The following is a 20,939-nucleotide window of genomic DNA, read 5'->3' as shown; positions in this document are numbered from 1 at the left end:
CTTGCAGGATTTCCTGGTCCCCTACCGTGAAGGGTGCGGATCGTCTCGCAGGTGCGCGAGCACTACGACGACGAGCAGATCGGCGCCCTGATCGCCCTGGTCGCCACGATCAACGCGTACAACCGGCTGAACGTCATCGCACAGACCCCGGCGGGCGACTACCAGCCCGGCCAGTTCGGCTGACCTTCGCGTTCACCGACAACAGGGCTGCCCCGCAGGACAAGGGTCGCGGCGGTTCCGGCTGCTAAACCTTCGGAGACACTCGATCCGGAGGTTCAGCCCGTGCAACTCGACGTCCGCTTTTTCCCCGTGACCGGCACCCATCGGCTCAGCACCGACCTCGTCGGGCTCCGCGCGAACTTCCATTATGGTTCCGGGAACGTGCTGGAGCAGCACTACGCGGATCGGACGACGATGATCTGGACGGGCGTGTCCGGTGACTTCGCCGGTGTCCGGCAGAAGGAGGCGACGTTGCGCGTCTTCGAAACCGGGCCGGCGCAGTACTTCGTCACCTGGTACGAGACCGGGACCGTCGCGTCGGCCGCGCACGGGAAGGTCTTCGACGGCGGGTATCCGATCGCGGTGATGGCGGACTTCGGTCAGTTGGTGGCGACGGCTGCCTACACGAATCCGCGCGAGGATGGTGGGCAGTACTTTTTGGTCGACCAGGCGACCATCGAGATCCTGGAGCGGCCGCACGGGTGGCCGGCTTTCCCTGCCGCACGCAAATGATCTTGAATGGAAAAGGCGGCTAGTACCGTCGAGACGGTGCTCCACGCGACACGCGACACGCCACACCGCGGGACCGATGCCCCCCATGTGGCATTGGGGACACTGAGCGTCTCCAATGCCACATTGGGGGCGACGACCCGCAGACACGCCACCTTCGCTCTTCCCTCTCTCGGTTTCGGAGCCGGTCGCTGGCGAACAACCGCCGAGCGCGCAAAGGCGAAACTCCTGCCCCCGACCACTTCCTGGCGGCTGGAAGTCGGCGGACAGGGAGCAGCGAATGAGCCGTGACGACACGTCACTCGCCAAGGCTGATCGCTCCCGGGCTGGGCGCGGTGGGTCTCGGACTCATCGTGACGCTGGCCGTCCTCGACTTCCCGACGCTCGCCGGGTCTGGCAACGGCGTCGTCCCGCTTACTGCCGTGGCTGCTCCCGCTCGTCGCGCCGGCCGGGCTCGGCCTCGCCGTCTAGCTGCGGAAGTCCCGTCCCTCGGTGTACGCGGCGCTGGAGTCCGGTCTGGAACGCGAATCGCGCCGTCAGACGTTGTTGGTCAGCGAGAGGTTGAACGAGTAGCGCGAGGCGCGGTAGACGTGCCATCCGTGCTCGACGACCCGGCCGGCGTCGTCGTAGGTGGTGCGGCGCATGGTGAGCAGCGCCGCGCCCGGCTTCTCCTCCAGCAGTTCGGCGTCCTCTTCGGTCGCCTGCCGGGCGCCGACGTTCTGCTGGGCGGCGTGCAGGCGGACACCCGCGGCTCGCAGCAACTGGTAGAGGCCCTTGTCCCGCAGTTCGTCGTCGTCCGGATCGATGATGCCGTCGGGCAGGTAGTTGTTCATGATCGCCAGCGGTTCGCCGCCGGTCGAGCGCACCCGCTTCAGCCGCCGGACGTGGGTCAGGCCCGGCGTCTCGAGCCGCTCGGCCGCGTTTTCGCCGGCGGGCTCGACCCGGTTGACCAGGACAACGGATTCCGGCTTGTCCCCGAGTTCGCTGAGATCGTCGAACAGGCTGCTCAACCGCAGCGGGCGGGCGACCTTGGTGCGGACGACCTGCGTGCCGACACCGCGTTTGCGGACCAGCATCCCCTGATTGACCAGCGTCTGGATCGCCTGGCGGATCGTCGGCCGGGACAGGTGCAGCCGCGCGGCCAGATCCAGCTCGTTGTCCAGTCGCGCGCCGTTCGGCAGCCTGCCGTCCTCGATCGCGGCGTGGAGTTGCCGAGCGACCTGGGAGTACAGCGGCTCCGGACTGTCCGGATCCACCACGATCTCACCGGGAGCCCACGGTTTCATGCGCGGAGCCTACCGCGACGAACCTTTATGACCTTATGTCCATATGTCTTGACAAAGTCCCCGGCGGCTTGCGATGGTCGAAAGACCACGCGAGCCAGGAGGAACAAAGGGTGTCCGACACAGTACGCCGGGTAGTCGCCGCGCGAGTGGGCGTTCCCGAGGCCATAGCGGTGGCCGCGACTGCCCGGATCCGGGCGGAAACACCCTTCAACGACAAGGGTCGCATGATGGTCATCGCCGCGGACCACTCGGCGCGGGGTGCGAACGGCGTCGGTTCGGACCCGCTCGCGATGGCCGACCGCGGCGAACTGCTGGACCGCCTCGGCCTGGCGCTGGAGCGGCCCGGTGTCACGGGGGTGCTGGCGACGCCGGACATCATCGACGACCTGCTGCTCCTCGGCGTCCTCGATGGCAAGACCGTCATCGGCTCGATGAACCGCACCGGCCTCGCCGGATCGAGTTTCGAGATCGACGACCGTTTCGCCTGCTACGACGCCGAAGCGATCGAGCGGATGCGGTTCGACGGCGGCAAGACGCTCACCAGGATCTGCCTGACCGACCCGGCGACGCCCGGCGTCCTGGAGAACACCGCGAAGGCGATCAACGACCTGGCCGACCGGAAACTGATCGCGATGGTCGAGCCGTTCCTCACGGACTGGGTCGACGGGCGCCTCCGCAACGACCTCTCCCCCGAAGCCGTGATCCGCTCCATCACCATCGCCTCCGGCCTCGGCCGCACCTCGGCCTACACCTGGCTCAAACTCCCGGTGGTCGCGGACATGGAGCGCGTGCTGGCCGCGTCGACGTTGCCCGCCGTCCTGTTGGGCGGCGAGGTCAAAGACCCCGAAGCCGCGTTCGCCGCCTGGCAACGGGCGCTCGCACTGCCGACCGTGCAAGGCCTCGTGGTCGGCCGGTCCCTGCTTTACCCGCACGACGGCGACGTCGCCAAGGCCGTCGACACGGCCGTCGGGCTGCTGTGAATCCACTACCGGTGAAAGGCTGTTCCGTGAAGACCATCGACCACTGGATCAACGGCGCCGCGACCACGGCGGGTTCCACGCGCACCGCTCCGGTGCACGACCCGGCGGCGGGACGTCCGCAGGCGGAGGTGCTCCTCGCCGAACCGTCCGATGTGGACATCGCCGTGACGGCCGCGGGCAAGGCGTTCGAGTCGTGGGGCGATTCGTCGCTGTCGCAACGGACCAGGGTGATGTTCACCTTCCGCGAGTTGCTGGTGCGGCACGAGGACGAACTCGCCGGGATCATCTCCAAAGGTCGTCACCACGCGATGGCCGCATACCGCCGCCGGTTTCCACTTCCCGACCTCCAGCTGACTCCCCGCAATTAGTCCTCTAGTTGCGGTCCTTGCGTGTGCAACTACCGCAACTAGAGGACGAATTGCGGGCGGGGGTCAGCGCACCTGCTGTTGCCGTTTCCCGACGATCCGCCAGCCGACCGCCAGCACCACGACCAGCACCGGGATCGAGTAGAACGCGATCTTCTCGGCGCCGTCGGAGAAGCCCATCAGGACCACCACCAGCGCGAGGAAGCCCAGCGTCGCCCAGCCGCTGTAGGGCGCCCACGGCATCCGGTAGGACGGTCGTTCCAGCTCCCCGCGCAGCGCCGCCTGGCGCATCCGCATCTGACAGAAGATCAGCGTCGCCCACGTCGTGATCACCCCGAGCGAAGCGATCGCGATCGCGATGTCGAAAGCGTCCTTCGGCACCAGGTAGTTGAGCACCACGCCGAGCACGTAGGCGCCGGAGGTGAACAGGATGCCGCCGTAGGGCACGTGACGGCCGCTCATCTTGCCGACGAACTTCGGCGCCTCGCCCTTGTCCGCCAGCGCGCGCAGGATGCGGCCGGTCGAATAGAGCCCGGAGTTGCAGCTCGACAGCGCGGCGGTGAGCACGACGGCGTTCATCACGTCGCCGATGCCCGGGATACCGAGCCGCGAGAAGACGGTGACGAACGGGCTCTCACCACCGTTGTAGAACGGCCAGGGCAGCAGCATCGCCAGCATCAGCACGGAACCGACGTAGAACACGCCGATCCGCCAGACCACGCCGTTGATCGCCTTCGGCAGCACCTTGCGGGCGTCCTTGGTCTCGCCCGCCGCGATGCCGACGACCTCGATCGCCGAGTACGCGAAGATGACCGCCTGCAGGGTCATCAGCGCGATGCCGATGCCTGCCGGGAAGAATCCATTGTGTGCGGTCAGGTTGTGCACACCGGCCGTGGTGCCGCCGATGTCGGCGCTGGTGAGCACCAGCCCGATCGCGGTGACCAAGAAGACCACGATGGCGAGCACCTTGACCACCGAGAACCAGAATTCCAGCTCGCCGAACAGTTTCACCGAAAGGAGGTTCACCAGGATCAGGACGCCGAGGGCGACCAGGGCGCTGATCCACTGCGGCACGTCGGGCAGCCATTTGTGCACGTAGATCGCCACCGCGGTGATCTCCGCGATGCCGGTCATCGCCCAGTTCACCCAGTACATCCAGCCGGAGGCGAAACCCGCCCACGGCCCGATGAACTCGCGGGCATAGGTGACGAAACTGCCGGAAGTCGGCTCGTGCAGCACGAGCTCACCGAGCGCGCGCATCACGAAGTAGGCGGCGATGCCGCAGAGCGCGTACGACAGGACCAGCGACGGTCCGACCTGCTGGAGCTTGCCACCGGCACCGAGGAACAGCCCGACACCGATCGCGCCGCCGATGGCGATCATCTGCACTTGACGGTTGCCCAGTGCTTTTGAGTAGCTTTCACCTTTTTCGGTGAGCAGCGAGGGATCCATGGTTGCCAGACGCTAGAGCGTGTGCGGCACGTCACCAACCTAGCTAAGGAAGACTTAAGGTGTGCGGGACGTCACCCTGGCGGTTTTACTGGTATTTCCCTTTTCGATTTGACAATTTCACCCGCGAACCCCGATCTGCGCGCGCGAAGGCGGCCTCCTACGCTACGGCCGTGGACCTCGCAGCGCTGCTGGACCGGATCGCCGACGACGTCGCGCCGGAGATCGGCCGCGGTGCCGTCGCGGACTACATCCCCGCTCTGGCCAGGGTCGAGCCAAGGCAGTTCGGCATGGCGGTGGCCGAAGTGGACGGTGAGGTGCATGGAGTCGGCGACTGGGAAGTGCCGTTCTCCATCCAGAGCATGTCGAAGGTCTTCACCCTCGCGCTCGCGCTCTCCCACGGCGACGGCGTGTGGACGCGGGTGAGCCGCGAGCCGTCCGGCAACCCGTTCAACTCGCTGGTGCAGCTGGAGAACGAGGACGGGATCCCCCGCAATCCCTTCATCAACGCCGGGGCGCTGGTGGTGACCGACGAATTGGCGCACCACGGCGACGCGGCGGAAACCCTGCTTCGGTTCCTCCGTGAGGAAAGCGGTCGCGCGGACATCGGAATCGACGCCGAGGTCGCCGCGTCGGAAGCCGAGCACGCCGACCGCAACCGCGCCCTCGCCTACTTCATGGCGTCATACCGGAACATGCTCCATCCGGTGCCCGCCGTCCTCGACCAGTACGTCCGCCAGTGCTCGATCGCGATGACCTGCGGAGACGTCGCACGCTCGGCGGTGTTCCTCGCCCGCCACGGCGTCCGCAACGACGGCACCCGGCTGCTCGGGCTGAGCGCCGCCAAGCGGATCAACGCGGTGATGCTGACCTGCGGAACCTACGACGCGGCCGGCGAATTCGCCTACCGTGTCGGACTACCCGGCAAGAGCGGGGTCGGCGGCGGCATCGTCGCGATCGTCCCCGGCCGGTGCGCGGTCTGCGTGTGGAGCCCCGGGCTGGACGCGCGCGGCAACTCCGTCGCGGGCGTCGCGGCGCTGGACCGGTTCACCACGCTGACCGGTTGGTCGATCTTCTAGCCGATCCGGTTTCGGATCCCGGCGGGTGGGGAAGCCGCCGATGTGCAGACGTTCCTTCCGTTCGCCGACTTCCGGGCCTCCGCCACCGCGCTCGACCAGCAAAGGCTCGGCAAACAACGCGTCGAGACCATTCAGGTGCTGCGCGCACTGACGGTGCCGGGCTACGGCTGGCGCCACCATCCGGCCGCGGCGATGTGGGCGGGCTACGAGGAGGCGCTCGTCCGGTACGGATTCGACATCTGCGAGGTCTGGTGCGCGACGGGAAGGCAGGACACCTGTCGCGAAACACTGCGGCTCGACCTGCTCCGCGCCACCGGGCTGGATCGGGTCCGCACTCGAGCGGAACTGGCGGACGGACAGGACCTCCCGCCCTGGCTCGGTGACGCCGACTTCCACCGGAGTCATCGCTCCGCCCTGGTCCGTAAGCAACCGGAGCACTACCGCGCACAGTTTCCGGACGTTCCCGACGACCTGCCCTATGTCTGGCCCGCGTCCGATCGTCCACGACGGACACCCGCCGAGAAGGAGTGACGATGACGAAACGCTTTCACAAAGGAGACAAGGTCCGCTGGAACAGTCACGGCGGGCAGGCCGAGGGCGAGGTTCTGAAGGAGATCACCTCCGACACCGAAGCGGGCGGCCGCACGGTACGGGCGTCGAAGGAGGAGCCCCAATACCTCGTCCGCAGCGACAAAAGCGGTGGTGAGGCCGTCCACAAGCCCGACGCGCTGGAACACCTGTAGCCGCCTCTCTTGTCCGGGACTCGCCGTGAAGGCCTCCCCTGACCTCAAGGTGAAGAGGGAGGCCTTGATGGACCTGCCACCCGGCCCTCAGGTGCTGGGCCGCCCCATCTCGTGTCCCGGCCGCCCGTCGGTCCGCCGCCGCCGCTTGATCCGCTCTTCGTGCAGGTGCCGCCGCCCGCCGGCGAGGTCACCGCTGACGTCCCGCGTCAGCTCGCGGAAGGCCGCGTAGTAGCCGTCGTCGTACTCCTCGACCAGCTGGAAGGTCCACCGCTCCGGCAGCACGTTGAGCCCGATCAGCTCGCTCTGGATCCGCTCGGCCCACTCGGAGTGCCCTGCCTTCCGGAGCGCCTCCGCGGCTTCGTCGAGTGCGAAGTCGGCGCTTCCCGTGAGGCGATGGAAGGCGTACAGCTGGCCTCTCGCCTGCTCGACCGTTTCGAACGCGGCGACCAGCTTGCCGACGGCGTCGACGGTCGCTTCGTCGGGTTCAGAAGGTGATTCCGGCATGACCTTTGATTCCCTGGACCGAGCGGTTTCACACCGCCCTCATCGGTGGCTTTCGACGGCGATCCGGGCGAACGAGCGGATCAGCGGGCTCTCCCGCCCGGTCACCCACGCCACGACGAGCGGGCTCGGCGGCATGTCGGCCAACGGCACCCAGGTGAGTCCGTCGGGCAGGGCGTGCCCGAGCGGCGCGATACCCGCCGTGCCGTTCCACAGGACGGCTTGCAGGCATTCGCTGACCGTGCGCACCACCGGGCCGGCCGGCCGCTCCCCGATCGGCGCCGCCCCGTTCCAGTACGCGCGCCACAGCGGGTCCGTCCCGTCCGGCAGCTGGAACCAAGGTCGATCGGCGACGTCGGCCAGCCGGAGTGACTCACGACCGGCGAGCGGATCGCCGGTACGCAGGACGAGCCCGACCGGGTCGGAGCGCAGGACACGGACGCTGATGCCGGTTTCGTCGAACGGCGACCGGGTCAGCGCGACGTCGGCGAGTCCGGCGCGCAAACCGGTGGTGGGGTCGGTGAAATCCGCCTCGCGGAACCGGATCGAGACCTCGGGATGACGTCGCCGGAACGCCGCTGCCAGCCGGGTGCCCGCCTCCCCCGCTCCGTCGGCGAGTGTGCCGACGGTGAGCGTCGCGGGGCCTGCCGCCGCCGTCACGCGAGCGCGGCCCCGCTCGGCCTGGTCCAGCAGGGTACGGGCCTCGGCGTACAGGGTGGTTCCGGCCGCGGTGGGCTCGACGCCGGCGGCCGAGCGGAGCAGCAGGACGACCCCCAGGTCGCTTTCCAGCTGCTGGATGGCCCGGCTCAGCGGCGGCTGGGTCATGTGCAGCCGCGCGGCGGCCCTGCCGAAGTGCCTCTCCTCGGCGACGGCCACGAAGTAGCGCAGCAGGCGGAGTTCCATCACCGGCGATGATACCCAGCCGGTATCGGGCCGGGAAGATCGGACTTGGACGGCGGACGGGTACCGGCGGCACATTCGGATCATGCCCTTCGAACCAGTCACCCACGAACCCGTCGTCAACACCGGCCAGGCCGGCGAAATCGCCCGCGACGTCGTGGTGATCCCGAACCTCGGCGTCGACCTCGTCCCCAATATCGGTGTCATCGGCGGCGAGCACTCGGTACTCGTCGTCGACACAGGACTGGGGCCGCGCAACGCCGAAAAGGTGCTCGCCTTCGCGGCCGAGCACGCCCGCGGCCGCAGGCTGTACCTGACCACCACGCATTTCCACCCCGAGCACGCGTTCGGCGCGCAGACTTTCGCGGAGCACGCGACCTACCTCGTCAACAGCGCGCAGGCGGCGGACCTGATCCACAAAGGACCGGCCTACCTCGAGATGTTCCGTGGCCTCGGCGCCCCGGTCGCGCGGCACCTGGAAGGCGTCGGCCTGGTCGTACCGGACGTGGTCTACGACGACCGGTACGACCTCGATCTCGGTGGACGGGTCGTACGCCAGGAGGCCACCGGACGCGCCCACAGCAAGGGCGATCAGGTGGTGACCGTCCCCGACGCGGGCGTGCTGTTCACCGGGGACCTGATCGAAGCGGGCCAGTTCTCGATCTTCCCGTGGTTCCCGCCGTACGACACCGACGTCTCGGGACCGCGGTGGATCGAAGTGCTGCGACGGCTGGCCGCCGCCAAGCCGGACATCGTCGTCCCCGGCCACGGCGACGTCTCCGGACGCCGGATCCTGACCGACGTCCGCGAGTACCTCGAAGTGCTGCGCGAAGAGACCTGGAAGCGGCGCGACTCGGCTCTCGCCGAGGAGACCATCGCCGCGGAGGTCGAAGCGCTGATGATCGAACGCCACCCCGAGTGGGAAGGCCGGGACTGGATCGCGAAGGGCGTCGGCTGCTTCTGCGCGGAACACTCAGGCCATGAGGCAGCAGGCGCCGGTGAAGCAGCCGAAGGCCCCTCCGCTTGACACGTTCTTCCAGTTGTCGAAGTGATCGATCACGATGTCGACTTCGGTCTGTCCCACCGTGGTGACGTCGAACGCGGAGTCGGCGAAGAAGCGGCGGATATCGTCGGAAACGGCGGTCTGCATTGGATTCTCCCCTGTCGAACCTGCGGTGTTCGGTACCGGAATCGTGCAGGTTCGGCCCCGCCGTCCGACAGTGCGAAGCGCCATGGGCGACGTGTGGTTTTCGTCTGCTCCATTCGGCCGTGGAGGGTTACTTGAAGATGGCGATGGGATGGACGACGAGTTCGCCGCTTTCGGGGTCCCAGTCCTCGACCTTGCCGAGGCATCGGGCCCGGAACGCGCCGGCGGGCACGGTGTCCCGCAGATCGCCGGTCACGCAGGTGAACCGGATCCGCCTGCTCTTCTCCGGGTCGTCCGGATTTCCGTACGGGGCGACGAAAACCGTCTCGCCGTCGGACTGGGATCGTTTCCGGAACAGGCCCTTCACCGAGACGAACGCTTCGACGCCACGCAGCCGTGTCTTGAGCTGGCGGGTGCTCTCGGCACCATCGGACCAGCCGAGTTCCTTGACCAGCGCGCGATTATGGACGAGTTCCTGTTCCGACAGGTCGACGTAGATGATGTCGTGGTGTTTCTCCAGCACCTTCATCACGATGCCGATCACGGTGATCGGTTCGGCCTTGTGGATGTAGCGCCGGAACTCCTCGTTGGTGTCGGTGCGTTCCGATTCTCCTCTGAGCGGACCGAATCCGCCCGATCCCCAGAACCGCCAGCCCCGGCTCCGCCGTTTCTCCACTTCCTGCTCCAGCGCCTCGTTGTAGCGGTGCAACTGGTAGAGGCCCATCACGGATTTCGAGTGCAGGTAGAAGCCGATACCCCGGATCATCCCCTGATCGCCGTCGGACCGCGTGCGGCGCCAGTGCTTCACGAGGATCACGATCGCGACGACGAAGGCGACCAGGGTCAGCACCCAGACGGCCAGCCACATTCCCCAGACGTCCCACCACAGATTATCGGCAGCCACGGATCTCCTTGAACGCGTCGAGCAGGGATGTCGAGTTCGCGTCGACCAGGCGGCCACCAGTGGCCACGGCCGCACGGCCGAGTTCGGCGGGATTCGCCTCGCCGAACCGGATGGTGTACGTGGGCACGCCGGATTCCTTTGGTGTGCGAAGGAAATCTTCGATACCCTGGCCGGCGTTGCTCTCTCCGTCGGTCATCAGCACGATCGAGACGTTCTGGCCGGGTTCGGCCCGGCGATGGGCGCCGGCCTTCGCGTAGGCCTCACCGAGCGCCGACCAGACGGCGGTGTCGCCGTCGAAGTCGTCGGTGGCGATGAAGGCCCGCAGTGCGTCGAGATCCCGCGGCCCGTTGATCGTGAAATCCCGGTCCCCAAGTATTCTCCCGCCGAAACGGAGGACCGTGAGCCGTTCGCCACGGTAGAAGCGATCGAAGCCGCCACCGGAATTGCTCAGCCCCGCGAAGGTCGCCCTGAGCGCGGCGATCCGCGCCCCCTTCATCGAACCGGAGAAATCCAGCACGAAAATCACCCGCCCGGGTTTCCAGCTCGCGGGATCGGCGTAGTCGGCGAGCAGTTCGTCCACCACGGCCGGGTCGTCGGGGAAGTACAGTGAGTTCCCGGTCGAGGCGGGCAACCTCGGATCGAGCCCCACTTCACCGATGACCGGCCGCCGGAGGGTTCTTTCCATCAATTTCTTCTGTGTCGCCGGACTTCTGACCCATGAGACGACCTTGTCGTACACCTCCCGTTTGGCCGGGTCGAGCAGGAGGATCGGGTATTCCGCCTGCACGATGCCATCGCGCGGGTACACCAGTTCCAGCGGCGCCTTGAGCCTGCCGCTGCCGTTCAGGCTGAGCAAAGTGGACTCGTAGCCGATGATCGCGTCGACTTCCTGGCGCTCGGCGAACCGATCGGTCAACGCGGCCGACGTGTCCGCGGTGATCGTGTGCCCAGTGCGGAAACCCTGCAATTTGTCGCACTTCACGTCCTCCAGCCGCAGAGCCGCCCCGGTGCCCGCGGCCGCGGTCGCCACCCCGACGAGAGAAATGAGCCCGCTGGTCGCCGTGGCGGGGTTCGCCATCGCGAACCGGAACGAACCGCTCGCGGCGGCGTCCGCGAGGTCCGCCCAGGACAGTTTGCCGTCCGGTTTGCCGCGGCGGAGTTCCGCCGCCTTCGCCGACGTCATTCCGACGACGACCGGCGAGATCATGGTCTTGGTGGCCAGTGGCCGTTCGCCCTTGTCCGCGGCCCGCCTGAAGTCGAGCTGGAAGAACCGGTCGGTGGAGATCCAGGCGAGATCGTGCGTGGCCCTGCCGGGGATGAGGGCGGTACTCGTGTTGACGGTTCCCTGGAAATCCATCTCCAGGTCGATTCCCGTTTCCCCGCGGAGGTCGTCGAGGATCGGCCCGAGATCGGCGAGTTCGGGACTGGCCAGGACGCGCAGCGTCACCTTCTGTCCACCGCTCGTACACGCGCCCGCCACCAGCAGCAGGCAGCACAGGACCATCAGGAATCGCTTCATGAGCAGTCCCCGACGGTCTTGATCATCTCTTCCAGCACCAGGTTGTCCGGTAATGGCGTGGTGCTGTCGTTGTCCGCGATGTCCGGGGTCGGCAACCCCTGTTCGCGCAGGAAGTCGTACAACCGCGCGCTTTTCGTACTGCCGGCCGGGGTCGCGACACCGAACCCGAGCTCCATCGCGCGGCGCTGCAGATCGGGATCGAAGGTGATCAGTTCGCCCAAGCGTTCCGCTGCCGGCTTCAGGGCGAGGAACTGCGGCTTCGTCAGGATGTTGTCCTTGGGGTACAGCAGGACGCGGTCAAGGTCCGGCCGCCCGCTCTGCGCCTTGGCCCGCAACTGCATGGCGAGGTACTGGTGCTCGTAGATGACGACGATCGGTCTGTCACCCTCCGCCAGATTCGCGTAGGACTCCGACAGGTCGGTCGACGGGAAGCCTTGCGCGGCCACGAGCGGCTTGACCCGGCCTGCCAATTCCTTGGCGCTCGACAGGTTCGGCGGCCCGGCGGGCGCACCGGCCCGTTGCGGATCGACGACCGGGACATGGCGGCCGTTTTCGAGGAACGCCAGGAGAATCAGGTACGTCGCACCGGAATTGGAGTCGCAGATGTTCGAGGTCTGGGCCAGCACCTGGTTCCCGTTCGCCGCGCCGAAGTCGCCGACGCCCAGCGAGTCCCAGGTCGCCTTCCTCCTCATCGCCTGGATGAACTTCTCGGTGTCCAGCGTGTAGTAGAGCGGGTCCTGCCCCGGCGGTTTGAAAGCGATCTCCTTGCGCGCCAGTGTTTCGGCGTAGCGGCGGTACGTGGCGAGGACGATCGGACTGGTGAACGGCTGCCGCGCGCTGCCCGTCCACTGGTTCGCCCTTGACCGCCGGACGAGGCCCGCGGCGGGCTCGCCGGACATGAACACGAAGTCGTACTCGCTGAGGTCGTGGGTGGCGGCGTCCCGTGAGCCCGCCCTGGTCACGTGGACCCGGATGTGACGGCGCATCAGGATCTCCTGGATCTTCGCGTCCTCGAAGAGATCCGATTTGGAGCCCATCTTGCCGCGCAGGACCAGTGTCTGCTGAAAGGGCACCACGACCGTCCCGGTCAGGAGCAGCACGATCAGGCCGCTCACGGCGAGGGCCAGCGCGGGCCCGAAACTGCGCAGGAAACGGCGGCGCAAAAAGAACGCCGAAGGCTTTGGTCGGATGGTGAGCTGGGGTTCTTCACGAAGTGATCTATCGGTGGTCACCGATTTCCTCCCCGAATGTCCGGCGAGGCCCATTTTACCGGGTTGCACCGACGGAAAAGCACGTCTCGATTCGGCTTCCTCCCGCTTCAGGACCCACCCCCACCAGGCCGGGAGGCCGGACGGTTAGGCTCTTCGGTGGCGAAAACAGCCATGCACCACGACGCCGGGAGATCTGAACCGCCATGCTGGACCGAGCAGTCATCGACGCCCTCTTCCCCGCCGACCTGCCCGAACCCGAGCACTGGGAACAGCGTTACCCCGCCCGCGACCTCCCCGAGGGCGCCATGGTCACCCGCTTCGGCCCGTCGCCCACCGGATTCGTCCATATCGGCGGGGTCTACGTCGCCACCATCGACCAGGACGTCGCCCGCCGCAGCGGCGGCCGCTATCTGGTCCGGGTCGAGGACACCGACCGGTCCCGCGAGGTCGAAGGGGCCATCGACCAGTTCGAGCGCGGCTTCGCCTACTTCGGTCTCGCCTCCGACGAGGACATCCACCGCGGCGGCGACTACGGCCCGTACCAGCAGTCCGAGCGCGAGCAGATCTACCTGACCTACGTCCGTCATTTGCTCCGCCTCGGCCGCGCGTACCTCGACTTCGCCACCAAGGACGAACTGGCGGCGATCACCACCCGGCAGCAGGCCACGAAGCTGCCCACCGGCTACTACGGCTCCTGGGCGATCTGGCGTGACGCCGACCCCGCCGACGTCCAGGCCAAGCTCGACGCCGGCGACCCGTACGTCGTGCGGTTCCGCGCGCCGGACGACACCGGCGCCCGCGCCAGGTTTACCGACGCCATCCGCGGCCCGCTCGAAGCCGAGGCCAACCGCAACGACGTCGTCATCCTCAAGAGCTCCGACCAGAGCCCGCGGCTGCCGACCTACCACTTCGCGCACGCCGTCGACGATCACCTGATGCGCGTCAACCTGGTCATCCGCGGCGACGAGTGGATCTCGTCGGTGCCGACGCACCAGCAGCTGTTCGACGCACTCGCCTTCGAGCCGATCACGTACGCGCACATCGCGCCGCTGATGAAGCAGGAAGGCGGCAGCAAGCGCAAGCTGTCGAAGCGCAAGGACCCGGAAGCGAGCGTCGACTTCTACATCGAGTCCGGCTACCCCACGAAGGCCGTCCTCTACTACCTGCGCGGCCTCGCCAACGGCCGTCTCGCCGAGATGCCGCTCGAGCAGGCCCTGACCGAGCCGATCAACCTGGACGAATGCGGCGTCGCCGGCCCGCTGGTCGACCTGGTCAAACTCGACGACATCTCGGCCGACCACATCGCCACGTTGCCCGGCGCCGAGATCCTCAAAGAGGTCAGTACCTGGGCCGAGCGGTTCGACCCCGCGCTGCGGACCGTCCTCGACGCCGAGCCCGACCTCGCTCTCCGGGCGCTGGCCGTCGAGCGTGACGGGGCCGAGAACCCGCGCAAGGACCTGAAGAAGTGGAGCGAGTTCCGCGCCGTCTACGGCTTCTTCTTCCCGCAGCTGCACGCCGCCGTCGAGAGCCCCGGCGACGAGCGCATCGCCGCCCTCGGCGTCGACCGCGACGTCGTCCAGGCCGTGGCGCGCGACTTCGTCGAGAACTACCAGCAACTCGACGACGGCCAGGAGTGGTTCCAGCAGATCCGCGACGTGGCCGCGAAGCACGGCTTCGCGAAGAACGCCAAGGAGCTCAAGAAGGACCCCGAGCGCTACCCGGGTTCCATCCGGGAGGCTTCGCAGATCATCCGGATCGCGATCACCGGCTCGACCCGGAGCCCGGACCTGCACTCCATCACGCAGGCGCTGGGACGCGAGGAGACGCTGGGGCGGTTCGCCGGTCTCATCGGCTAGGTCTCGCGTCTCACGCGCTGAAGGGGACTTTCCCCGCGTGGCATGCGGGGAAAGCGCCCTTCGCGTGGCGAGGTGTGGCGATCCGCCCCCACGCCTGGTCGCGACGTAGTGAAGGCCTCCCTTGCCTTTTCTCAAGGTAGGAAGGAAGCCTTCACGTACTGGGGAGGCGTGTCGTTGTGACTAATGGTGCTGCTGGGACTGCTGGGACGTTCACCTGCGAGTGAGGGGAACTTCAAGAGACCCAGAGTCCCTCAAGGAGTCCTCCACGGACTCAGATAGACGACGGCATCAGCCGCATGAAGAACACGAAGGCCCCCTTCACTCCGCCAGACACAACGAAGGAGGCCTTCACCCACTGCGAAGCGACCTCCCCACCACCCTTGTGACTGATGGGACTGATGGGACTGCTGGGACTGCTGGGACTGCTGGGACTGCTGGGACGATCACCCGCGAGTGAGGGGAACTTCAAGAGACCCAGAGTCCCTCAAGGAGTCCTCCACGGACCTGCGAGCACGGTCTGAGGCAGGAACTGGTCGTAGAACGCCATCTTGACCGCGAAAACCGCCTGTTCGGTTTCGTGGAACCGCTCCCTGGCCTCACGCGAGTCGATCAGCTGCACGAGCCGCAACCCCAGCCGGTCCGAAAGCGGCGACGCGGCGGCGAGCGGGTGGGACGTCGCGTCGTGCATGTGGCGCGGATAGTAGAAGACGGACTTGTCGCCGAGCACCGGGCCGATCCGGCGCCACAGTTCGCCGTACTCGACGGAGGCCAGCACCTCGCCCCAGAGTCGCAGGATCGTCAGCAGTTCGACGTCGGCGTGCGCCGAGTCGCCGGCGGTGGCGATCAGTTCCATGGTGGTGTCGACGCAGGCCGACGTGGCCAGCGACTTCCTGGACCGCACCAGCGTTTCGCGGGGAACGCCGAGCGCGAGGATGTCGGCCATCATGTCCTCGCGGTGCGAAGGTGTGCTGCCGGGAGAGGTGTTGTCCGGGTACTTCTCACGGATGATGACGCGGGCGATCCGGATGGACCGCTCGTCAGTGAGCAGGTCGATCGCCAGGTCGTAAACCATGGTGCACGCCAGCGACAGGAACCGCCGCTGCAGCAGGACGTTCTGCAGCTCCTCCTGCGGGAGATCGGTGACGCCGCGCAGCGCCGGGTGATTCCGGAATTGGTCGATCAGGCCGTCTTCGAACTCGTCAAGGTCGCGCATCTCCACCCCTCTTGTTCGGAAACGGACCGTGTCGATACCTCAGTTTCCCACGATCCAAGAGGCTTCCGTGATCGGGGTCACCGCCTTGCCGCAAGACCATTCCTCCTCCGAAACCCAAGAAAAGAACCGAATCCTGAGCGGAATCCGCAGTGTGAAGGGAAATCCCTGATCGTGACCCAGACCTCACCACCGGGGAGGCGGCTGTTCGCACCCGCACGCGCGGGCCTAACCTGACTTCTCGCATCCCACTCCGATCACGTCAGGTTGCCGCGTGCCCTCATCGTCTTCGCTGTCGTTGTCCCGCATGCGGCCGTCCAGGCCTTCCTGGCTTTCGCCGAAGGTCGCCCGCATCGAGATCCTGGGTGGACTCGTGGTGGCCATGGCGCTGATCCCGGAGGCGATCTCGTTCTCGATCATCGCGGGCGTCGACCCGAGCGTCGGATTGTTCGCGTCGTTCACGATGGCCGTGGTGATCTCGGTCGTCGGCGGCAGGCCCGCGATGATCTCCGCCGCCACCGGCGCGATCGCGCTCGTGGTCGCTCCGATCGCCCGCGAACACGGCCTCGGGCATTTGATCGCCACCGTGATCCTCGGCGGGCTGTTCCAGATCGCGCTCGGTTCCCTCGGCGTGGCCAAGCTGATGCGGTTCGTCCCGCGCAGCGTCATGGTCGGCTTCGTCAACGCGCTCGCCATCCTGATCTTCCTCGCGCAGGTGCCCGAACTCATCGACGTGCCGTGGCCGGTCTATCCGCTGTTCGCCGCCGGCCTGGTGCTGATGGTGCTGTTCCCCCGCTTCACCAAGGTGGTCCCGGCGCCCTTGGTATCGATCGTCGCGCTCACCGCGCTGACCATCGGCGCCGGGATCGCGGTCCCGACCGTGGGCGACAAGGGCGCGCTGCCGTCCTCCCTGCCGGTGCCGGGACTGCCGGACGTCCCGTTCACCATGGGTACGTTCGCCCTGCTCGCCCCGTACGCGCTCGCCTTCGCACTGGTGGGGCTGATGGAATCGTTGATGACGGCGAAACTGGTCGACGACATCACCGACACCCGTTCGAACAAGACCCGCGAGGCGATCGGCCAGGGTGTCGCGAATGTCGTCACCGGCATCTTCGGCGGCATGGGCGGCTGCGCGATGATCGGCCAGACGATGATCAACGTGAAGACCGCCGGTGCCCGAACGCGGCTGTCCACGTTCCTGGCCGGGGCCTTCCTCATGGTCCTGTGCATCGTCTTCGGCCCACTGGTGTCCAGGATCCCGATGGCGGCGCTCGTCGCGGTGATGGTGCTCGTCGCCTTCGGCACCTTCGACTGGCACTCGATCGCCCCGGCGACGCTGAAGCGCCTGCCCGCGGGCGAGATCATCGTCATGGTCGTGACCGTGGCGGTCGTCGTGGCCACCGACAACCTCGCCATCGGTGTCGTCCTCGGCTCGATCGTCGCGATGGTCATCTTCGCGCGCCGCGTCGCGCACCAGGTCGAGGTCACCGCGGTCACCGACCCGGACGGCTCGCAGGTCGTCTACGCGGTCACCGGCGGATTGTTCTTCGCCTCCAGCAACGACCTCGTCCACCGGTTCGACTACGTGAACGACCCGGACTCCGTCGTCATCGATCTCACCGGCGCCCGCATCTGGGACGCCTCCACCGTCGCCGCGCTCGACGCTGTGACCGGCAAGTACCGGGCTCGGGGCAAGACCGTCGAGATCATCGGTCTCGACGAGCACAGCGCCACCCTGCACGGCAAGCTTTCCGGAGAACTCACCGGCGGCCACACAGGGTGAAACGCTCGGGGCCCGACAGACGACTTACTCAGTACGCAAGTACGGAAAGTTGTGGTCGATGAGCGCTGAGCGCGTTGTCCAGCTGCGCTGGGAGTCCAGGCAGGTGGCCGCCGGGCACTCGGCGCTGTCGTATTCCGGTATCGCCGTGGTCCGCCATCACGATGGCGAAGTCGTAGACCGGACCTGGGTGCCGATCGGCGACGAACCGACCTTCGACGACGACGAGGCCCTGATCGCCGCCCTGCACGCCGCTTGGCGATGGAGCAGGCCCGCCGCCTGACCATCCACTTCGGACGGTTTACTCGTCGACGGCCTTGTACCGGCGCCGGAGTTCTTCGTCCTGTTCACGCGGCGACTTTTCCACCCAGCGCCCGTGGACCAGGTCGTTCTCCGTGTAGTCCGCCCGCCGCGAGGCCCAGCTCGGCAGCATGAACTTGCGGGTTCCGCCTCGCCCCCGGTCGCGCAGATCGGTGAGCACGGCGATGCCGATCACCAGGACGAGTACGCCGAGCCCTATCCAGATTCCGACCATGTCCGCTCCCCCGCAGATGAAGTCAGTTTCCGCAAGGGTAGCGCCGAACTGTCCCAGGTCGGCATCCTTTTCCGGGCCGTGACCAATCCGATCGCCGAGCTGCCTCGAAATGGTCGGTCCACGAAGATCCAGCCCCCGCGTCGCGGTGACACCGCGGTGCTCGGGAATCGCCCGGTGATGTGCGGAGCCACCCCGGGCGGGAAGGAGATCGCCCGTGTTTGGCAAGCGCTACGCCGCTTCGATGATCAACCGCAGTGCGGAGAACGCACAGGACCGCCGCCGTTTCTTGCGGGCCGCGGGGGTGACCGGTCTCGGCGTCGTCGGGGCGGGGGCTCTCAGTGGTCTGGCCGGTCCGGCGGCCTCCGCCGTCACCTCGCGCCCGGCCGCCGTGAAAACCGCCGAAGCCGAGGGCGTCAGTGACGGCGCGGTACTCAACTTCGCCCTCAACCTCGAATACCTCGAAGCCGAGTTCTACCTGCACGCGGTCACCGGGAAGGGGCTCGCCGACTCGTCGACCACCGGGACCGGTACCCGCGGCGGGGTCACCGGCGGCCGGGCGGTGAAGTTCAAAACGAAGGCCGCGAAACAGTACGCCCAGGAGATCGCGGGCGACGAGAAGGCGCACGTCGAGTTCCTGCGCTCCGCGCTGGGTTCGGCGGCGGTCAGCCGTCCGGCGATCGATCTGCAGGCCAGCTTCACGGCCGCCGCGCAAGCCGCGGGCCTGGTCAAACGAGGTCAGAGCTTCGACGCGTTCGCCTGCGAGGAGAACTTCCTGCTGGCGGCGTACCTGTTCGAGGACGTCGGCGTCACCGCCTACAAGGGCGCCGCGCCGCTGATCAGCAACAAGACCTACCTCGAAGCCGCGGCCGGGATCCTCGCCGTCGAGGCATACCACGCCGCGAACATCCGCACTGCGCTCTACCAGCACACCGGCGGGCTGCTCGGGCTCGGCCTGCTCGGCAGGGACCTCCGCGAAGCCAGCGTCAAGCTTTCCAACGCGCGTGACAGCCTCGACGGCACCACCGACCTCGACCAGGGAGTCGTCGACAAGAACGGCCGGGCGAACATCGTGCCCACCGACGCCAATGGCATCGCTTTCAGCCGCTCCCCCGGCCAGGTCCTCAACATCGTCTACCTGACGCCCAAGGCCGCCACCTCCGGCGGCTTCTTCCCCAAGGGCGTCAATGGAGAGGTCAACACCAGCGCGGCCAACGGCTGAGCCCCGCTCACCCGATCGCTGCGACCGTTCCGCCGCGTTCCATCCAGGTACGCGGCGGAACGGGGCGGGCGGCCTGTGGCGACGATCGCGAGGAAACCGAGTTCGATCCGGTACGGGGAACCGAGGGCCAGCTCCCCGTTCGGCACCGGAGAGGCGCAGTACGAGCGCGGCCACGGGCAACCCCGGCGCACAGGCCGATCGGCCTCAGCCGGTTGACGATCACGACCTGAGATTCCCGGTGCCCTCCGGGTTACCACAACCTGTTCACCGATCCGGTGAGCATTCCTTTGTGCGCGTTTGGCCTCCGGCAGGAAGGGCATCGGACCGAAGAATACGCCTGATTACCCACTGTCGCGTGGGCATGACGGTAGCCGGTGTCCGCGAAGTCTCGCGGACACCGGCTACCGGGGGCGGTCAGCCCCGGGCGTTCGGGTCGATCGCGTTGCCGGCCAGCCCAGTGGCGGCGTCACCGAAGGCACCGGTGGAGTCGACGGCGCCCTGACCGGCCGCGGTAGCCGAGTCGACGGCGCCCTGACCAGCGGTGGTGGCCTGGTCGACGGCGCCTTGACCAGCGGTGGTGGCGTTCTCGGCGAGGCCCTGTCCGGTCTCGGCCAGGCCTCCGGTGGCCTGAGTGGCCTGGTCGGCGGCACCGGAAAGGTCGACGCCGGTCAGCTCGCTGACCTTGTCACCGGCACCACCCAGCAACTCGGCGGCCTTCTCCTTGAGCGAGTCGAACAGGCTCATCAGGGGTACTCCTCGGATCGGTCGAGCGGGTGCGACTGATGCTCACAGTACAGGACAAATCGGTCACACCGTGCGACGGGCCTTCAACCGTCTACAAGGGACGATGTGCTCACCGGTTCGGATAACCGGCGGTCAAAGGCAAGGCGGCCGATAGCGGTCGATCGCGAGGCCGCGGAAATCGAGCTTGTTCGGCGTCTTGCCGACGAAGACCAGGCCTCGCGCTTCGGCCAGCGCCGAAGCGAAGGAGTACGTGGGCTTACCCAGCTCTGGCAGCGTCGTCCACGCGTCGGGCGCGAAGCTGAAGAACTTCTTCTGGAGCTTCCCACCGGTCGACGGTACCTTCGTGAGCCATTTGTCGCCGCCACTCCAGTGCGAGGCCGGGCGCAGCTGGATGTAGAGATCGTCGGTCGCGCTGTAGGTCATCCAGAAACCGGCGGATTTTGAAAGATCAGCCTGCGCCTCGAACCGATTCCCCAGCCAGACGACGACCACGTGCCATTCTACGTTGAGGAAGGCCACCTTGGCCGCGTAACCGCCGCGCTCACGGACGAGCAGACTGCCGGTCGCCGGAACCGTCGCACCCTCACCGGACGCGAGCCATTGCTGCAACCGGTCGATCGACGGGGTCGCACATTCGCGGCCGTGCCGAGGCGGATGCCCGCCGGACGCGTTCGCGACCGCTCCGGTGCCGATCAGCGAGACCATGAGCACGGACGCGGCCACCGCGAACGTCCGACCGAAAGGAACCCTGGATCCTCCGCGCATTCCGGGAAGCTAGCACA

23 protein-coding genes and 1 pseudogene are annotated in these 20,939 nt (G+C 67.3%); 12 read left to right on the top strand and 12 right to left on the bottom strand.

The annotated features are described in order from the left end of the window. Window positions 1-51: 51 nt before the first annotated feature. Together ACM6LR_RS26370 and ACM6LR_RS26365 are read left to right on the top strand one after the other, a co-directional pair. A pseudogene (locus tag ACM6LR_RS26370) lies at window positions 52-183 on the top strand (carboxymuconolactone decarboxylase family protein); the annotation flags it as partial. A gap of 99 nt (window positions 184-282) precedes the next feature. Further along, window positions 283-732 carry a MoaF C-terminal domain-containing protein gene (locus tag ACM6LR_RS26365; protein ID WP_414938478.1) on the top strand — a complete coding sequence of 150 codons (450 nt, stop codon included), beginning with the start codon at window positions 283-285 and terminating at the stop codon, window positions 730-732. 533 nt (window positions 733-1,265) lie between these two features. Here ACM6LR_RS26365 and ACM6LR_RS26360 read toward each other — a convergent pair. Then, on the bottom strand, window positions 1,266-2,015 hold the full coding sequence (locus ACM6LR_RS26360) for a GntR family transcriptional regulator (protein ID WP_414938477.1): 750 nt from the start codon (window positions 2,013-2,015) through the stop codon (window positions 1,266-1,268). 110 nt (window positions 2,016-2,125) lie between these two features. Between ACM6LR_RS26360 and ACM6LR_RS26355 the strand changes: the two genes are divergently transcribed. Both ACM6LR_RS26355 and ACM6LR_RS26350 read left to right on the top strand, forming a co-directional pair. Continuing rightward, window positions 2,126-2,995 carry an aldolase gene (locus ACM6LR_RS26355; protein ID WP_414938476.1) on the top strand — a complete coding sequence of 290 codons (870 nt, stop codon included), beginning with the start codon at window positions 2,126-2,128 and terminating at the stop codon, window positions 2,993-2,995. 26 nt (window positions 2,996-3,021) lie between these two features. Further along, window positions 3,022-3,363: an aldehyde dehydrogenase family protein gene (locus tag ACM6LR_RS26350; protein WP_414944713.1), complete on the top strand. Its 342-nt coding sequence runs from the start codon at window positions 3,022-3,024 to the stop codon at window positions 3,361-3,363. 63 nt (window positions 3,364-3,426) lie between these two features. Here the strand turns inward: ACM6LR_RS26350 and ACM6LR_RS26345 are convergent, their stop codons facing one another. Continuing rightward, entirely contained in the window at window positions 3,427-4,812 is a 1,386-nt protein-coding gene (locus tag ACM6LR_RS26345) for an amino acid permease (RefSeq protein WP_414938475.1), read from the bottom strand. Window positions 4,813-4,982: 170 nt separating this feature from the next. Between ACM6LR_RS26345 and ACM6LR_RS26340 the strand changes: the two genes are divergently transcribed. The 3 genes from ACM6LR_RS26340 to ACM6LR_RS26330 are packed head-to-tail and all read left to right on the top strand — an operon-like array spanning window position 4,983 to window position 6,631. Beyond that, entirely contained in the window at window positions 4,983-5,888 is a 906-nt protein-coding gene (locus tag ACM6LR_RS26340; RefSeq protein WP_414944712.1) for a glutaminase, read from the top strand. Window positions 5,889-5,930: 42 nt separating this feature from the next. Beyond that, window positions 5,931-6,419 (top strand): MSMEG_6728 family protein, encoded by a 489-nt coding sequence (locus ACM6LR_RS26335; protein WP_414938473.1) that lies wholly within the window; start codon window positions 5,931-5,933, stop codon window positions 6,417-6,419. A gap of 2 nt (window positions 6,420-6,421) precedes the next feature. Continuing rightward, window positions 6,422-6,631, top strand: coding sequence for a DUF2945 domain-containing protein (locus ACM6LR_RS26330; protein WP_414938472.1), 210 nt, complete (start codon window positions 6,422-6,424; stop codon window positions 6,629-6,631). 87 nt (window positions 6,632-6,718) lie between these two features. Here ACM6LR_RS26330 and ACM6LR_RS26325 read toward each other — a convergent pair whose 3' ends face one another. Continuing rightward, window positions 6,719-7,135 carry a hypothetical protein gene (locus tag ACM6LR_RS26325; protein WP_414944711.1) on the bottom strand — a complete coding sequence of 139 codons (417 nt, stop codon included), beginning with the start codon at window positions 7,133-7,135 and terminating at the stop codon, window positions 6,719-6,721. Between the two features lie 39 nt (window positions 7,136-7,174). Then, window positions 7,175-8,035, bottom strand: coding sequence for a LysR family transcriptional regulator (locus ACM6LR_RS26320; RefSeq protein WP_414938470.1), 861 nt, complete (start codon window positions 8,033-8,035; stop codon window positions 7,175-7,177). A gap of 82 nt (window positions 8,036-8,117) precedes the next feature. Between ACM6LR_RS26320 and ACM6LR_RS26315 the strand changes: the two genes are divergently transcribed. Beyond that, window positions 8,118-9,059 carry an MBL fold metallo-hydrolase gene (locus ACM6LR_RS26315; RefSeq protein ID WP_414938469.1) on the top strand — a complete coding sequence of 314 codons (942 nt, stop codon included), beginning with the start codon at window positions 8,118-8,120 and terminating at the stop codon, window positions 9,057-9,059. On the opposite strand, the gene ACM6LR_RS26310 is transcribed toward ACM6LR_RS26315, so the two are convergent. The 4 genes from ACM6LR_RS26310 to ACM6LR_RS26295 all read right to left on the bottom strand — a co-directional run bounded on the left by ACM6LR_RS26310 (window position 9,006) and on the right by ACM6LR_RS26295 (window position 12,834). Then, window positions 9,006-9,182, bottom strand: a complete 177-nt coding sequence (locus tag ACM6LR_RS26310; RefSeq protein WP_414938468.1) for a hypothetical protein — start codon at window positions 9,180-9,182, stop codon at window positions 9,006-9,008. The genes ACM6LR_RS26315 and ACM6LR_RS26310 overlap by 54 nt on opposite strands. 127 nt (window positions 9,183-9,309) lie before the next feature. Continuing rightward, window positions 9,310-10,083 carry a hypothetical protein gene (locus ACM6LR_RS26305; protein ID WP_414944710.1) on the bottom strand — a complete coding sequence of 258 codons (774 nt, stop codon included), beginning with the start codon at window positions 10,081-10,083 and terminating at the stop codon, window positions 9,310-9,312. Continuing rightward, window positions 10,070-11,602, bottom strand: a complete 1,533-nt coding sequence (locus ACM6LR_RS26300) for a substrate-binding and vWA domain-containing protein (RefSeq protein WP_414944709.1) — start codon at window positions 11,600-11,602, stop codon at window positions 10,070-10,072. Before ACM6LR_RS26300 ends, ACM6LR_RS26305 begins: the two co-directional genes overlap by 14 nt. Beyond that, entirely contained in the window at window positions 11,599-12,834 is a 1,236-nt protein-coding gene (locus tag ACM6LR_RS26295; protein ID WP_414944708.1) for a hypothetical protein, read from the bottom strand. Before ACM6LR_RS26295 ends, ACM6LR_RS26300 begins: the two co-directional genes overlap by 4 nt. A 182-nt stretch (window positions 12,835-13,016) precedes the next feature. Here ACM6LR_RS26295 and ACM6LR_RS26290 point away from each other — a divergent pair, with 182 nt between their 5' ends. After that, window positions 13,017-14,669 carry a glutamate--tRNA ligase gene (locus tag ACM6LR_RS26290; protein WP_414938464.1) on the top strand — a complete coding sequence of 551 codons (1,653 nt, stop codon included), beginning with the start codon at window positions 13,017-13,019 and terminating at the stop codon, window positions 14,667-14,669. A 484-nt stretch (window positions 14,670-15,153) separates the two neighbouring features. Here the strand turns inward: ACM6LR_RS26290 and ACM6LR_RS26285 are convergent, their stop codons facing one another. Continuing rightward, a complete protein-coding gene (locus ACM6LR_RS26285; protein ID WP_414944707.1) occupies window positions 15,154-15,882 on the bottom strand; it encodes a hypothetical protein in 729 nt (242 codons plus the stop codon). Between the two features lie 304 nt (window positions 15,883-16,186). On the opposite strand from ACM6LR_RS26285, the gene ACM6LR_RS26280 reads away from it, so the two are divergent. Next, window positions 16,187-17,662, top strand: a complete 1,476-nt coding sequence (locus ACM6LR_RS26280) for a SulP family inorganic anion transporter (RefSeq protein ID WP_414938585.1) — start codon at window positions 16,187-16,189, stop codon at window positions 17,660-17,662. Between the two features lie 58 nt (window positions 17,663-17,720). After that, a complete protein-coding gene (locus ACM6LR_RS26275; protein ID WP_414938462.1) occupies window positions 17,721-17,942 on the top strand; it encodes a hypothetical protein in 222 nt (73 codons plus the stop codon). A gap of 18 nt (window positions 17,943-17,960) precedes the next feature. On the opposite strand, the gene ACM6LR_RS26270 is transcribed toward ACM6LR_RS26275, so the two are convergent. Continuing rightward, window positions 17,961-18,194 carry a hypothetical protein gene (locus ACM6LR_RS26270; RefSeq protein ID WP_414938461.1) on the bottom strand — a complete coding sequence of 78 codons (234 nt, stop codon included), beginning with the start codon at window positions 18,192-18,194 and terminating at the stop codon, window positions 17,961-17,963. A gap of 214 nt (window positions 18,195-18,408) precedes the next feature. Here ACM6LR_RS26270 and ACM6LR_RS26265 point away from each other — a divergent pair, with 214 nt between their 5' ends. Further along, window positions 18,409-19,413 carry a ferritin-like domain-containing protein gene (locus ACM6LR_RS26265; RefSeq protein WP_414944706.1) on the top strand — a complete coding sequence of 335 codons (1,005 nt, stop codon included), beginning with the start codon at window positions 18,409-18,411 and terminating at the stop codon, window positions 19,411-19,413. A gap of 414 nt (window positions 19,414-19,827) precedes the next feature. Here the strand turns inward: ACM6LR_RS26265 and ACM6LR_RS26260 are convergent, their stop codons facing one another. Continuing rightward, a complete protein-coding gene (locus ACM6LR_RS26260) occupies window positions 19,828-20,157 on the bottom strand; it encodes a hypothetical protein (RefSeq protein WP_414944705.1) in 330 nt (109 codons plus the stop codon). A 132-nt stretch (window positions 20,158-20,289) separates the two neighbouring features. Then, window positions 20,290-20,922: a hypothetical protein gene (locus tag ACM6LR_RS26255; RefSeq protein ID WP_414944704.1), complete on the bottom strand. Its 633-nt coding sequence runs from the start codon at window positions 20,920-20,922 to the stop codon at window positions 20,290-20,292. Between the last annotated feature and the right edge of the window lie 17 nt (window positions 20,923-20,939).

The organism is Amycolatopsis sp. cmx-11-32 (assembly GCF_047608695.1).
Classification (GTDB): Bacteria; Actinomycetota; Actinomycetes; order Mycobacteriales; family Pseudonocardiaceae; genus Amycolatopsis.
This window is presented reverse-complemented; position numbering and strand designations above follow the sequence as displayed.

Excerpts from the sequence above, each read along its gene's own strand:
- ACM6LR_RS26330 (WP_414938472.1), top strand. The coding sequence starts at position 6,422 with ATGACGAAACGCTTTCACAAAGGAGACAAGGTCCGCTGGAACAGTCAC.
- ACM6LR_RS26285 (WP_414944707.1), bottom strand. The coding sequence starts at position 15,882 with ATGCGCGACCTTGACGAGTTCGAAGACGGCCTGATCGACCAATTCCGG.
- ACM6LR_RS26270 (WP_414938461.1), bottom strand. The coding sequence starts at position 18,194 with ATGGTCGGAATCTGGATAGGGCTCGGCGTACTCGTCCTGGTGATCGGC.
- ACM6LR_RS26275 (WP_414938462.1), top strand. The coding sequence starts at position 17,721 with ATGAGCGCTGAGCGCGTTGTCCAGCTGCGCTGGGAGTCCAGGCAGGTG.
- ACM6LR_RS26345 (WP_414938475.1), bottom strand. The coding sequence starts at position 4,812 with ATGGATCCCTCGCTGCTCACCGAAAAAGGTGAAAGCTACTCAAAAGCA.
- ACM6LR_RS26280 (WP_414938585.1), top strand. The coding sequence starts at position 16,187 with ATGCGGCCGTCCAGGCCTTCCTGGCTTTCGCCGAAGGTCGCCCGCATC.
- ACM6LR_RS26290 (WP_414938464.1), top strand. The coding sequence starts at position 13,017 with ATGCTGGACCGAGCAGTCATCGACGCCCTCTTCCCCGCCGACCTGCCC.
- ACM6LR_RS26325 (WP_414944711.1), bottom strand. The coding sequence starts at position 7,135 with ATGCCGGAATCACCTTCTGAACCCGACGAAGCGACCGTCGACGCCGTC.
- ACM6LR_RS26320 (WP_414938470.1), bottom strand. The coding sequence starts at position 8,035 with ATGGAACTCCGCCTGCTGCGCTACTTCGTGGCCGTCGCCGAGGAGAGG.
- ACM6LR_RS26255 (WP_414944704.1), bottom strand. The coding sequence starts at position 20,922 with ATGCGCGGAGGATCCAGGGTTCCTTTCGGTCGGACGTTCGCGGTGGCC.
- ACM6LR_RS26260 (WP_414944705.1), bottom strand. The coding sequence starts at position 20,157 with ATGAGCCTGTTCGACTCGCTCAAGGAGAAGGCCGCCGAGTTGCTGGGT.
- ACM6LR_RS26300 (WP_414944709.1), bottom strand. The coding sequence starts at position 11,602 with ATGAAGCGATTCCTGATGGTCCTGTGCTGCCTGCTGCTGGTGGCGGGC.
- ACM6LR_RS26360 (WP_414938477.1), bottom strand. The coding sequence starts at position 2,015 with ATGAAACCGTGGGCTCCCGGTGAGATCGTGGTGGATCCGGACAGTCCG.
- ACM6LR_RS26315 (WP_414938469.1), top strand. The coding sequence starts at position 8,118 with ATGCCCTTCGAACCAGTCACCCACGAACCCGTCGTCAACACCGGCCAG.
- ACM6LR_RS26310 (WP_414938468.1), bottom strand. The coding sequence starts at position 9,182 with ATGCAGACCGCCGTTTCCGACGATATCCGCCGCTTCTTCGCCGACTCC.